Below are 13,751 nucleotides of genomic sequence, written 5' to 3'. Positions count from 1 at the left end.
GCGTGGGCAGGGAATCCGCCCACCCTACGCTCAGAACCTGTACGTCAGCCGCATGTAGGGCGTGATCCCCAGCGGATCGGTGTAGCGTGGATCGTAGCCCAGCTGGAAGTTGGTGACCTGGTTGGTGAACGGCGGCTCCTCGTCGAACAGGTTCTTGATCCCGGCCGTCAGCTCGAAGTGCTTGTCGCCGGTATAGGTGGCCGAGATCGACCAGGTCGAGTAATGGCCGACGTTGTTGAAGAACTCCGGCGCCACCGAGGTGTTCTGGTCCTCGTAGTGCGACGAATAGCGATTCGACAGGTTGAAGGTGTAGTCGCCGCGTACCAGGGTCATCAGGAGGTTGTGGCGCCAGCGGAACACCGGCGTGGCGTCGGCATAGCGTCCGGCATTCGCGGTGTAGGGGCCGCCGCGTTCGTTCTGGTAATCGTATTTGTTGACGTAGGTGCCGTCGAGGCTGATGCTGAAGTTGCCGATCGGGCTGCGCGGCAGCCGGTAGAGCAGCGCCAGGTCGACGCCGCGCGTCTTCACCTGGCCCAGGTTGCTGGTGATGTCGAGCACGTAGTCCAGGCGCGTGCCGCTCGGGTCGTAGACGAACAGGTTCTGGTATTTCGGGAAGTTGCCGAAGATGGTCTGCTCGGCCAGCGCGTTGATCTGGTCCTTCAGGCGGATGTCCCAGTAGTCGGCCGACACCGTCAGGCGGGGCAGGGGCTCGAACACGATGCCGGCGCTCCAGGTGCGCGAGCGTTCCGGGCTGAGGTCGGGATTGCCGCCCTGGCGGATGTTCTGCTGCTGGCCGCAGACGATGTTCGGGTTCGCGCCCGGCACCGGCACGCCGCCCGGGCACAGCAGCGGATCGTCGTGGGTGTCGGAGGTGTTGGTGGTCGACTGCGGCCCGTACAGGTCGTACAGGGTCGGCGCGCGGAAGCCCCGGTTGTAGGAAGCGCGCAGCAGCAGCTCGCGGCTCGGCTCGTAACGCAGCGAGACCTTCGGGGTGAAGCTGTTGCCGACGTCGGTGTAGTGGTCGTAGCGGCTGGCGAGGTTCAGTTCGAGGTTCTTGATCACGGGGACGTTCAGCTCGGCGAACAGGGCGGAGATGCTGCGCGATCCCCTGGCGTCCTGGGCGTCGGCATAGCCCGAGCTGGAGGCCTGGCCGGCCAGGTCGCGGTTGACGAAATACTTGGCATTGTCGTGCCGGAACTCGGCGCCGATCGCGAAGCCGAGCGGGCCGCCGGGCAGGGTCATCAGCTCGCGGCTGGCGCGCGCGTCGATGGCGGAGCTGAGGATGCGGGCATGGACGTATTCGCCCAGCAGCAGCGAGTTGGCCAGGAAGTCGGCGCCGGCCGGGCTTTGCGGACCGAAGGGGTTCAGGATGCCGGCGCCCACGCCGTCGATGATGCGCTGGTCGACCAGGTAGCCGCCGCGGAAGGTGCTGCGCGCGCGCCCTTGCGCATGCGAGATCGCCGCATTGTAGTCCCAGCCCGCGATGGTGCCCTCGAGGCTGGCCAGCACGCGCACGGTGGTGCTGCTGTCGTAGTTGTCGCGCCCGCCGCTCTCGGCCGGACGCCAGCTGATGTCGAGGTTTGCTCCGGTGAGGCCGGGGAAGGCGGGGACCGTGCCGTTACCGGGGTAATACGGGCTGGCGGCGGTCATGACGATGCCGATGTTCGACATCGGCGGCGGCGCCACCCGCGATTCGTTGGTGCTGCGGCCCCAGACGACTTCCAGGCTGCCCAGGTGGTCGGGGGTGAACTGGCGATTGATCTTGCCCATCGCGCTGTACTGGCGCGTCTTCGGGATGTTGTCGACATACTGGGTATAGTCGAACTCGCAGACCGGATCGTCGACCGCGGGCGCCGTGTCGGGCGGCCGGCAGCCGGTCGCGTAATAGGGATTGCCGGCGATCCCGAGGTCGGAGAAGAAGTTGGCCGGGAAGGTGGTGCGGCTCACTTCGTTCATGCCGCGCCCGGGCTGCACGCCGGTGCGCGAGAACTCGCGGTCGATGGCGCGCAGGGCGCTTTGCTGGTGGTAGTCGAGCACGCCGAACATGCTGATCCCGTCGCGTGCGAGGTCGCCCCAGCCGCCCAGCAGGTTGATGCGCTGCTCGCTGCCGCTCCCCCTGCGCCAGGGCTCGTAGCCTTCGACGGTCAGCTCGCCGCCCTGGACCGAGCGCTTCGTGATGAAGTTGATCACGCCGCCGATGGCGTCGCTGCCGTAGACGGCGGAGGCGCCGTCGCGCAGCACCTCGACCCGTTCGAGCGCGGCCACCGGGATGATGTTCAGGTCGACCGTGTCGGCGAAATACGGATGGTTCGCCAGGCGCCGGCCGTTGAGCAGCACCAGGGTCTTGTCGCCCCCCAGGCCGCGCAAATCGGCCACGGCGCGCCCGCCGGTGCCCGAGCCGACCGCCGAGGAGCCGACCGTCGAGGTCTGGTTCATCGGGATCGTGTTGAGCACTTCCTGCACCGTGGTCAGGCCCTGCTTGGCGAAATCGGCGGCGCGGATCGTGGTGATCGGCAGCGAGGTTTCGGTCGCGATCCGCCTGATCGAGGAACCGGTGACTTCCACGCGCTGGATCGGCGGCGCGGGTGCTTGCTGCGCCGCCTGCGTTTCCTGTGCGGAGGATGCGAGGGGGCGCTGGGCCTCCTGCGCGGTGGCGCTCAAGCTGGCGAATAAACTCAGGCCGGCGGCGCCGAACAGTTGGCGCAGCGAGCGGGTCAGGATCGTTTCGTGCATGGTTCGGCTCCCGGATGGGTGGTTTGTTCCCCGCTGTACCGCTTGCTTATCTGGAAAACAATTGTTTGTTTGAATGAACAAATGTTCGGGAATTGCTGGGATCAAGTCTTGCATCGGTCTGCCGGCTAGGGGTGATTTCAATCAAACGAGCTGTAGCGCGTGGTCTGCTCGCCACAGCTCGTTGCCATGCACGGGCCTGCGGCGCCCACGATGGGCGGCACACGCGGTGCTGCCGCCCACCGCGGGCGCCGGGACGCCGTGGCCGGACGTCGTGGTCCCCGTTCCTGCGGCGCCAGGTTCGGCCTGCTCAGAACGTGTAGCGCGCGCCCAGCGACAGGGTGCGTCCCACTGCGCCCGTGTAGTCGAGCGGGTTATAGGCCTGGGCGCCGTAGGTCAGCGGGTCGAGCGGGGCGATCTTGTCGAACAGGTTCTCGATCGTGCCGAACACTTCCCAGGCCGGCTGCGGCTTCCAGCGCACCACCAGGTCGAAGGTGGTGAACGAGGCCAGCTTGCAGTCGCGCGGCGCCGGGCGGCCGTCGGCGTACTGGCTGGCGCAGCCGTCCGGATCGTCTTTGAACAGGACGTTGTCGATCGGTCCGCGGTAGTTGGCGTTGAGCGACACGCGCCAGTCGCCGCGGTCCCAGCCCGCGCGCAGGTTGGCCCGGTAGTCCGGGGTGCCGACGCAGTTTGTGACGTCGCAGTTGCCGTGGGTGCCTGCGAAGTCGCGCTCGCTGCCGTCCTGCTCCCGGCGCACCCATTCGTCGATGTAGGTCAGCTTGCCGTCGAAGAGCAGGTTGCCCCAGCCGCTGGGCAGGCGCAAGGTGTATCGGGCGTCGAGGTCGATGCCGCGCACGTCGGTCTGGGCCGAGTTGACGTAGCTGGCCAGCACCGCGGTGATCGCGCCCGGGTCGCCGGGAATGCCGGGCTCGGCGGTGGACGGATCGCGTGCGACGCTTCCGGTTGCGATCGCGACGTCGGTCAGCTCCTGGTTGATCTCGTTCTTGCGCTTGATCTTCCAGAAGTCGATCGAGACGCTGGCGCGCGGCACCGGGTCCCAGATCAGGCCGATGTTGTAGCTTTTCGAGCGCTCGGGCTGGAGGTCGGGGTTGGGCGAGGTGATCACGGCGATCGCCGCCGGGCTGCAGGCGGCATCGACGCCCAGGCCGCAGCGCAGCGGGTCGGCGGCGGTGGAGAAGGCGGCCAGCCCGCCGACGCCGTTCTCGGCCGCGCTCGGGGCCCGGAAGCCGCGCGCGAAGGTGCCGCGCAGGGCGAACTGCTTCGAGGGCGTCCATTTGATCCCGGCTTTCGGCGCCCAGTTGTCGCCCACGTCGGTATAGTCGTCGTAACGCAATGCGGCGGTCAGCTCGAGCTCGGGCAGCACCGGCGCCAGCGCCTCGGCGTAGATCCCGAACACGTTGCGCGCGCCGCGGTAGGCCGAGTAGCCCAGGCCGATGACGTTGCCGCGCTCGGTGCCGGTGGTCGGCTCCAGCTCGGTTTCCTCGCGCCGCCATTCGAGCCCGGTCGCGAACCCGATCGGCCCGCCGGCCAGTGCGCCGAATTCGCGCGTGGCCTTGAAGTCGCCCTGGATGATCTTGGTCACGGCGTGGTTGTTGATCTTCGGCGAAAGCGCCGCGTAGACGGCCGGGTCGTTCAGGCCGGCGCTCTCGGCGATGCGCCAGAACGTGCCCGGGGGCAGGGCCGCGTAGGCCGGGCTGGTGGCCAGCGCCGAAGCGACGTTGACGGCGTCGTCGGGGTCGAGCAGGGCGAAGGCGACGTCGCGCTGCAGGAAGCCGGCGCGGTCGTTCTTCACGGTGCTGCGCGAGAACAGCAGCGAGCCGTCGTAGTCCCAGTCGAAGGCCGAGCCCTTGGCGCCGGCCAGCAGGCGCGTGAAGAAGCCGTCGATGGTCGACTCGCGCGGGCCGACGTCGCCGGCCAGGTAGCGCAGGCGCGCCGCGGTGCCGAAATACGGGTTGTCCGGGTGGGCGGCGCCGAGCTGCACGCCGGCATTGCTGACCGGCCCGCCCGGATAGCCGACGCTGGCGCTCACGGTCGAGGGCGTGCTCGAGGATTTGGTCTTGCTGCTGTACAGGTTGAGTTCGCCGTAGGCTTCGATCTCCGGGGTGACTCGGTAGGTGCCGCGCCCGAAGATGCTGTAGTTCTCCTGTTGCGGCTGGATCTGGTTGTACACCAGGGGTGCGTCGATCAGGCAGCCGCCGAGCGGGTCGCCCTGCGGGTGCCTGGTGAAGTTCGAGCATGCCGCACCGGGGAACAGCCGGGTGAAGCCGGTGGTGGCCGCGTCGAGGTTGCCGCGGTTGTAGTAGTTGTTCGTGTCCGGATTGCGCACGTTGCCGTTGATCGCGCTGCCGGCCGCGTTGGGGCCGGTGATGGCGCCGGTGCCGCCCAGCGCTTCCTGGGCCGAATAGCCCCAGGGGCGCAGGTCGATGCGGCCGATGTGCTTGCGGCTGGCTCGCTCGCGCAGCGGCAGGTCGTTGATGCGCTTGAACTCGAAGTTCAGCAGCATGTTGTAGCCATCCTTGTCGGGGTCGCCGACGCCGTGGGTGACGGCGAAGTTCTGTTTCTCTCCGTCCCATTTCTCGGTGATGCCGAGCAGGCCGCGCAAGGTGGTGCCGGTGAAGCTGCGGCGCAGGATGATGTTGACCACGCCGGCGATCGCGTCGGAGCCATAGATGGCCGAGGCGCCGTCCTTCAGGATCTCGATGCGGTCGACCGCATCGGTCGGGATCACGTTCAGGTCGGTGAACACCTTCTGGCCGTCGTCCGCCAGCCCGTAGGGCGCCATGCGCCGGCCGTTGAGCAGCACCAGGGTCGAGGCCGTGCCCAGGCCGCGCAGCGAGATGCCGGCGGCGCCGGCGGCGAAGCCGTTGCCGAAGTTGGTCGGCACCGAGCCCTGGTTGTCCACCGCGAGCGTCTGCAGCAGTTCGGAAACGGTGGTCTTGCCGGAACGTTCGATGTCGGCCCGGTTCACGGTGATCACCGACGAGGCCGTTTCGGCTTCGGCGCGGCGGATGTTACTGCCGGTGACTTCGACACGGGCGATGGGGCGCTGCGCCGCTTCCTGCGCCTGCGCGGCGGGCAGCGCGAGCAGGACCAGGCCGACCGCGCCGCCGCCGGCGAACAGGCGGCGCACCGATCGGGATATCAGGGTTTCTGTCATGTCGGGACTCCAATGTTCGTGTGGGAATCCCGGTCCGTCGAGTCCGCTTGTCTCGCTTCAGGAAATCGATGAACGGCGTTCAATCCGCCATCAAGACAAACCCAGAGACAAACCCAGCCGGACCAGGGCTTGTCCTGACTTTTGCATCGTTGACAATGACATGTCTGATATCTCTCAAACGTCATCCGTACGCGAGCGCCGCTGTCAGCTTGTCGCAACCACTTGCCAAGCAACCCGTCTTCACGCTACGGACAAAAGGCTTGCCAACGTTCACGAGTTGGCGTTATAGTCGTTTGGACCATTTTCGGATCCCGTCCATGCGCAACGCTCCTGTCGCTGTTTCTGCAGCTTTCTTTACCCGCTGGTTTTATTTTGGCCATTCCAGCCTTCAGGCGGTGGAGTAGCGGCGGGTCACGCACAGCAGACCGGACCGAACGAACCAGAAACCGCCAGCGATGGCGGTTTTTTTATTTCCAGACCAGACAACGGAGTACAGCATGCCTCGCACCGACGACCTACGCATCCGCGAAATGAAGGAACTGACGCCGCCCTCGCACCTGATCCGCGAGTTTCCGGTGACGCCGGCGGCGGAGCAGACCGCCGCCGGGGCGCGGGTGGCGCTGCACCGCATCCTGCACGGCCAGGATGACCGCCTGATGGTGGTGATCGGGCCATGCTCGATCCACGACCCGAAGGCCGCGCTCGAGTACGCGCGCCGCCTGGTCGAACAGCGCCGCCGTTTTTCAAGCGACCTCGAGATCGTGATGCGCGTCTATTTCGAGAAGCCGCGCACCACCGTGGGCTGGAAGGGCATGATCAACGACCCTTACATGGACAACAGCTTCCGCATCAACGACGGCCTGCGCATGGCGCGCGAGCTGCTGCGCGACGTCAACGAGATGGGCCTGCCGGCCGGCACCGAGTTCCTCGACGTGATCAGCCCGCAGTACATCGCCGACCTGATCAGCTGGGGCGCGATCGGGGCGCGGACCACCGAATCGCAGGTGCACCGCGAGCTCGCTTCCGGCCTGTCCTGCCCGGTCGGTTTCAAAAACGGTACCGACGGCAACATCAAGATCGCGGTGGAGGCGATCCGCGCGGCCTCGACGCCGCACCACTTCCTGTCGGTGACCAAGGGCGGACACTCGGCGATCGTCTCGACCGCGGGCAACGAGGATTGCCACATCATCCTGCGCGGCGGCAAGACGCCGAACTACGACGCCGCCAGCGTCGAGGAAGCCTGCCGCCAGATCGGCGCGCTGGGCCTGGCCGCGCGCCTGATGATCGACGCCTCGCACGCGAACAGCTCGAAGAAGCCCGAGAACCAGGTGCCGGTGTGCGCCGACATCGCGGCGCAGATCGCGGCCGGCGACGAGCGCATCGTCGGCGTGATGATCGAATCGCACCTGGTGGGCGGGCGCCAGGACCTGGTGCCGGGCAAGGAGCTGAGCTACGGGCAATCGGTGACCGACGGCTGCATCGACTGGGACACCAGCGTGCAGGTGCTCGAGGGGCTGGCGCAGGCGGTGCGCCAGCGCCGGCTGCGCGAGGACGCGTAATCACTTCTCGTAGGGTGGGCGGCTGTGCCCTGCACCGTGCGCCGACGCGACCTCGGCGCCGCCCACGCGTTCAGGCGCAGGGCGTGCAGTCGCAGGGTTTCGTCCGTCGAACGCGTGGGCGGCGCACATGCCGCGTGAATGCAAACCGTGGGGTATAGCCGCCCACCCTACGGGTTATCGCCGGCCCAAATAAGTTCATGGCCTGCCGGCGCCGATTTGCGCTATCGTTAGCGTTTTCATACGGCTGGGCACAGGAAGTCTCGATGGCAGCTTACATACTCCGGCGGCTGTGGCAGATGCTGCCGACGATGGCGGGCGTGATCGTGCTCGTGTTCGTGCTGTTCAACTGGGTCGGCGGCGATCCGGCCTATCTCCTCGCCGGCAAGATGGCCGACGAGGCGGCGATCGCCAACATCCGCGCCCAGCTCGGGATCGACCAGCCGGTCTGGGTCCAGCTCGGCATCTTCCTGAAGCAGATCCTCACCTTCGACTTCGGCAACGCCTGGAGCACGGGCGAACCGGTCTCCCACATCATCGCAAGCCGCCTCGGGCCCTCGCTCACCGTACTGGTGCCCTTGACCGTGCTCGAGACCTTCTTCGGCATCGCGCTGGCCCTGGCCATCGCTTTCGTGCGCGGCTCGCTGACGGACCGCGCCGTGATGGTGGCCTGCACGGTCGGCATGTCGATCTCGATCCTGGTGTACATCTCGGTGTTCCAGTACTTCTTCGCCTACAAGCTGGGCCTGTTTCCGGTGCAGGGCTGGGGCGCGAGCCTGGGCGAGAACCTGCTGCATTACGCGCTGCTGCCCATCATCATCGGGCTGGCGGTGTCGATCGCGCCGACCCTGCGCCTGTACCGCAGCTTCGTGCTCGACGAGGCGAACCAGGACTACGTGCGCACCGCGCGCGCGAAAGGGCTGAAGGAGCGCCGCATCGTCTGGGTCCACGTGCTGAGGAATGCCGCGATCCCGATCATCACCCATGTGATGGCGAACCTGCCGGCCCTCCTGATCGGCGCATTTCTCCTCGAGCGCTTCTTCGGCATCCCCGGCATCGGGCGCGAAGTGATCCTGGCGGTGGAGCGCAGCGATTTCCCGGTCATCAAGGCCATCACCGTGTATGTCGCCGCCGCGACCATGGTGTTCAACCTGCTGGCCGACCTGCTGTACCAGGCGGTCGACCCGCGCGTGCAACTGAAGTGAAAAGACTATGACGAACGACGCGGTTTCCCCCGGCCTGTGGGCGCTTGCCTGGCGCCGCCTGCGCGCCGACCGGGTCGCCATGGCGGCGCTTGCCGTGGTCGGCCTGTTCCTCCTGATGCTGGCGCTGTCCGCCACCGGCCTGCTTGCCGCCGACTGGGAAGAGGAGGTGGCTGTGAATTACGCGCCGCCGACCTTCGTCGGCGCGGACGCCGCCACCGCGGCGCTGGCGCGGCCGCAGCGCCCGGCGCCGCCGAACGCCTTCGATCCGCTGGCCGACGAACTCGAAGCGCTCAAGCGCGACGTGGCGCGCAATCACCCGCCGGTCGAGAAGGCGCTCACGCTCCCGTTCGGGGCCGACAAGTGGGGCCACGATGTCCTCAAGAAGACCATCAAGGGCGGCGAGACCTCGATCGTGGTCGGGCTGGTCGCGGCCTTCGTCGCGGTGGCGCTCGGCACCCTGTTCGGCGCGGTTTCCGGTTTCTACGGCGGCATCATTGACGACCTGTTCAACTGGTTCTACAGCGTGTTCACCTCGATCCCCTCGATCCTGATGATCCTGGCCGTGGCCGCCGTGCTGCAGCAGAAGGGCGTGACGACCATCGTGCTGATCCTGGGCCTGACCGGCTGGACCGGGCCGTATCGCCTGATCCGCGCCGAGTACATCAAGCACAAGGCGCGCGAATACGTGATGGCGGCCGACGCCATCGGCGCGTCGAACTGGCGCAAGATGTTTTCGCACATCTTCCCCAACGTCTCGCACGTGGCGCTGGTGCAGGTCTCGATCCTGGTGGTGGGCTTCATCAAGGCCGAGGTCATTCTTTCCTTCCTCGGCTTCGGGGTGCCGGTGGGCACCGTGTCCTGGGGCAGCATGCTGAACGAGGCGCAGAACGAACTCATCCTCGGCAAATGGTGGCAGCTGGCCGCCGCCGCCGGGGCGATGGCGATCCTGGTGACGGCATTTTCGCTGTTCACCGATGCGCTGCGCGATGCGCTCGATCCGAAGTTGAAATGAGGCCCGGATGAAGAACGACGACAACATGCTGCTGCAGGTGCGCGACCTGCGCATTTCCTTCCGTGTCGACAAGAAGAACACGGTCGAGGCGATCAAGGGCATCTCCTTCGACGTGCCGCGCGACGCCACGGTGGCGCTGGTGGGCGAATCGGGCAGCGGCAAGTCGGTCAGCTCGCTTGCGGTGATGGGGCTGCTGCCGCCGGACACCACCATCGTGCACGCGGGCGCCAGCGTGCGCTTCGCCGGCCGCGAACTGTTGCAGTTGCCGCTGGCCGAGCGCCGCCGCCTGTGCGGCAAGGACATCGCGATGATCTTCCAGGAGCCGATGTCCTCGCTCAATCCGGTGTTCACGGTCGGCTTCCAGATCGGCGAAGTCCTGCGCCTGCACATGGGCATGAACAAGAAGCAGGCCCGCGCCCGCACGCTCGAACTGCTGGAGGAGGTCGGCATTCCCGACCCGGCGGCGAAGATCGACGCCTATCCGAGCCAGATGTCGGGCGGCCAGCAGCAGCGGGTGATGATCGCGATGGCGATCGCCTGCGAGCCGAAGCTCCTGATCGCCGACGAGCCGACCACCGCGCTCGACGTGACGATCCAGAAGCAGATCATGGAGCTGATCGGGCGGCTGCAGAAAAAACACCGGATGGCGGTGCTGTTCATCACCCACGACCTCGGCCTGGTCGGGGAGATCGCCGACCGCGTGATCGTGATGCGCCACGGCGTGGTGCGCGAGGAGGGCGCGGCGGCCCAGGTGTTCGGCGCGCCACGCGACCTGTACACGCGCGCGCTGCTGCATTGCCGTCCGAAGCTCGACGAGCGCCCGGTCCGCCTGCCGGTGATCGACGACTTCATGCACGGGGAGGGCGCGCCGCCAATCGCGTTGCCGCAGCGCGCGCGCGGCTATGCGCCGATTGATGAGAACGTGCTCGTCGTGAAAAATTTGCGGAAAAGCTTCTGGCTGCGCGAGGGATTGTTCGGCAAGCGCGAGTTCCGCGCCGTGAAGGATGTCTCGTTCACTCTCCCGCGCGGCAAGACCCTGGGCGTGGTCGGGGAGTCGGGCTCGGGCAAGACCACGGTCGGCCTGACCCTGCTGCGGCTGCACCGCGCCAGCGGCGGCAGCGCCCTGTTCGAGGGCAGGGACCTGATCGCGATGTCGGACCGCGAGTACCAGCCCTACAAGCGCCGCATCCAGATCATTTTCCAGAACCCCTACGCCTCGCTCAATCCGCGCTTCACGGTCGGCCAGATCCTGCTCGAACCGATGCGCATCCACGGCATCGGCGCCACCGACCACGAGCGCAGCCAGATGGCGCAGGCCTTGCTGGGACGGGTCGGGCTGCCGGCCGCGGCCTATCACCGCTATCCGCACGAATTCTCCGGCGGCCAGCGCCAGCGTATCGCGATTGCGCGCTGCCTGACGATGAAGCCGGAAATCCTGGTCTGCGACGAATCGGTCTCGGCGCTCGACGTCTCGGTGCAAGCCCAGGTCCTGAACCTGCTGCAGGACCTGCAGGACGAGTACCGGATGAGCTACATCTTCATCTCGCACGACCTGGCGGTGGTGCGCTACATTGCCGACCAGGTGATGGTGATGCACCACGGCAGCGTGGTCGAGATGGGCGACTCCGATGCGCTCTACCGCAACCCCCAGCACGAGTATACGAAGACCTTGCTGTCGGCGATTCCGCGCGGCGTGTGACACTGTTGCGTAAACCCGGCAGCCGCCAGCCGGGAAGGGCGATTTCCGCTACCATGTCGGGATGTCCCAGCTCTCGCTCCTGATCCAGAATTATGGCGTCCTGCTCGTCTTCGGCACGGTGCTGCTGGAGCAGTTCGGGTTGCCGATTCCCGCCTTCCCGGTGCTGGTGGTGGCGGGCGCGATGGCGGTCGACGGCGGCGCCAGCTGGCAGCTCTGTCTGCTGGCCGTGCTGCTGGCCTGCCTGGTCTGCGATTATTTCTGGTTCCGCGCCGGCCGCTACTACGGCAGCCGCGTGCTGCGCCTCCTGTGCCGCATCTCGCTGTCGCCGGACTCCTGCGTCAACCAGACCGAGGACCGCTTCCGCCGCTATGGGCCGAAGTCGCTGCTGGTATCGAAGTTCATCCCCGGTTTCAACGCCATCGCCGCGCCGATGTCCGGCGCGCTCGGCACCGGCACTTCCCAGTTCCTCGGCTTCGCCTCCACCGGCGCGCTGCTCTGGGGCGGCACCGGCATCGCCGTCGGCATGGTCTTCCACGACAGCGTCGACCGCGTGCTGGCCACGCTGGAAACCATGGGCAGCACCGCCTTGAGCGTGCTGGGCGCGCTGCTGGCGCTGTTCGTCGCCTATAAATATGTCGAGCGGCGCCGCCACCGCGCCGGCCTGGCCTTGCCGCGCATCGGCGTGCCTGAACTGAAGGCGCTGATCGAAGGCGGCCACGATCCCCTGATCGTCGATGCGAGGAGCGTCACCGCGGCAGCGCTGGAGGGCGCGATACCCGGCGCGCTGCTGTACAAGGATTGCGAGCCGGGCCAGCTGATGGCCGGCCTCGACCGCGACCGCCACATCGTCGTCTACTGCAGCTGCCCGGACGACGTCACCGCCACCCAGGTGGCCCGGGAATTCCTCGCCAACGGCTTCCACCGCGCCCGGCCGCTGAAGGGCGGACTCGACGCGTGGCATGCCCATCACCTGCCGCCGGCAGAGCCGCAAACTGCGTAGGGTGGGTGGCTGCACCGGGCGGTCCAGTGCACACGCTGCGCTTGGCGCCGCCCACGCGTTCAAACAGTGCCAGCGTTGAGGCGGCATCTTTCTATTCCTCTTGTTCTCTCAAGCGAGCCGTTCGGCTGCTCAATCGATAGTTGAACGCGTGGGCGGCGTCCAGGTCCCGGTAATTCCAGCGCCGCAGTGTCGCCGTCCACCCTACGCGTAGTTGTACTACGGCATCCGGATTGGATAGTCTCATACGTACCTGTGTGGCTTTGTACCTAAACTACAAAATTTACTTGTAATGGCGCAAAGAAATCCAGTAAGCTTGGATATCACCCGTACTCTGCCTCGCAATGACTGCTTCCCTGCCTGATACTACCGATTCCGCCGCCGGCCGCTTCGATACCGTTCGCCTGCTGGCCGACGTCGGCGGCACCAATGCCCGTTTCGCGCTCGAGACCGCGCCGGGCCGCTTCGAGGCGGTGCAGGTGCTGGGCTGCGCCGACCACGCCACGCTGGGCGACGCCATCCGTACCTACCTGGCGCTGCCGTTGGTGTCGGCGTTCGGCCGGGTCAGGCATGCCGCGATCGCGATCGCCAATCCGGTCGACGGCGACCAGGTGCGCATGACCAACCACCACTGGCAGTTCTCGATCGAGGCGCTGCGCCAGGAGGCCGGGTTCGACATCCTGCTGGTGGTGAACGATTTCTATGCGCTGGCGCGCTCGCTGCCGCACCTGGGCGAGGGCGACAAGGTGCAGGTCGGCGGCGGTGCGGCGCGCGCCGGGGCGCCGCTGGGCCTGCTGGGCGCGGGCACCGGCCTGGGCGTGTCGGGCCTGATCCCGTGCGGCGATGGCTGGGATGCGCTGCGCAGCGAAGGCGGCCACGTCAGCTTCGCCCCGGTCGACGAGCGCGAAGTCGCGATCCTGCAATTCGCCTGGCGCGAATTCGAGCACGTCTCGTTCGAGCGCTTCCTGTCCGGCGCCGGCGTCGAACTGATCTACCGCGCGCTGGCTCACCACCACGGCCGACCGGTCGAAGCGCTGGGGGCGCCCGAGATCTCGCGCCGCGCCCTGGCGGGCGAATGCGCGCTCTCGAGCCAGGTGCTGGACGTCTTCTGCGGCATGCTCGGCACGGTGGCCGGCAACCTGGCCGTCACCCTGGGCGCCCAGGGCGGCGTCTATATTGGCGGCGGCATCGTGCCGCGCCTGGGCGAACGCTTCGCCGCATCGCCCTTCCGCGGCCGCTTCGAGCGCAAGGGCCGGTTCTCCGCCTACCTGGCGCAGGTGCCCACCTATGTGATCACCGCGGAATATCCGGCGTTTCTTGGCGTATCGGCGATTCTGGCGGAAAAACTGTCGGCCTGACGCTACGCGAGACGCG

Annotated in this window: 8 protein-coding genes; 6 read left to right on the top strand and 2 right to left on the bottom strand. The window is 67.2% G+C overall.

The window, feature by feature from the left end; all coding sequences use genetic code 11:
- Positions 1-30: 30 nt before the first annotated feature.
- Positions 31-2,733 (bottom strand): TonB-dependent receptor, encoded by a 2,703-nt coding sequence (locus RT688_RS07195; protein WP_313704161.1) that lies wholly within the window; start codon positions 2,731-2,733, stop codon positions 31-33.
- A gap of 307 nt (positions 2,734-3,040) precedes the next feature.
- Positions 3,041-5,908, bottom strand: a complete 2,868-nt coding sequence (locus tag RT688_RS07190; protein ID WP_313704160.1) for a TonB-dependent receptor — start codon at positions 5,906-5,908, stop codon at positions 3,041-3,043.
- A 497-nt stretch (positions 5,909-6,405) separates the two neighbouring features.
- Here RT688_RS07190 and aroG point away from each other — a divergent pair, with 497 nt between their 5' ends.
- The 6 genes from aroG to RT688_RS07160 all read left to right on the top strand — a co-directional run bounded on the left by aroG (position 6,406) and on the right by RT688_RS07160 (position 13,735).
- Complete coding sequence (gene aroG / locus RT688_RS07185) at positions 6,406-7,467, top strand: 3-deoxy-7-phosphoheptulonate synthase AroG (RefSeq protein WP_313704158.1); 1,062 nt, start codon at positions 6,406-6,408, stop codon at positions 7,465-7,467.
- A gap of 263 nt (positions 7,468-7,730) precedes the next feature.
- Positions 7,731-8,669, top strand: coding sequence for an ABC transporter permease (locus RT688_RS07180; protein WP_313704157.1), 939 nt, complete (start codon positions 7,731-7,733; stop codon positions 8,667-8,669).
- A gap of 7 nt (positions 8,670-8,676) precedes the next feature.
- The gene (locus RT688_RS07175) at positions 8,677-9,681 is read left to right on the top strand and encodes an ABC transporter permease (protein WP_313704156.1); all 1,005 of its coding nucleotides are present in this window, start codon (positions 8,677-8,679) and stop codon (positions 9,679-9,681) included.
- 7 nt (positions 9,682-9,688) lie between these two features.
- A complete protein-coding gene (locus tag RT688_RS07170; protein WP_313704155.1) occupies positions 9,689-11,380 on the top strand; it encodes a dipeptide ABC transporter ATP-binding protein in 1,692 nt (563 codons plus the stop codon).
- Between the two features lie 61 nt (positions 11,381-11,441).
- Positions 11,442-12,380: a rhodanese-like domain-containing protein gene (locus RT688_RS07165; protein ID WP_313704154.1), complete on the top strand. Its 939-nt coding sequence runs from the start codon at positions 11,442-11,444 to the stop codon at positions 12,378-12,380.
- Between the two features lie 341 nt (positions 12,381-12,721).
- Positions 12,722-13,735 (top strand): glucokinase, encoded by a 1,014-nt coding sequence (locus tag RT688_RS07160; RefSeq protein ID WP_313704153.1) that lies wholly within the window; start codon positions 12,722-12,724, stop codon positions 13,733-13,735.
- Positions 13,736-13,751 lie beyond the last annotated feature (16 nt).

The sequence above is a fragment of the Massilia sp. genome (assembly GCF_032106685.1).
GTDB lineage: Bacteria > Pseudomonadota > Gammaproteobacteria > Burkholderiales > Burkholderiaceae_D > Telluria.
This window is presented reverse-complemented; position numbering and strand designations above follow the sequence as displayed.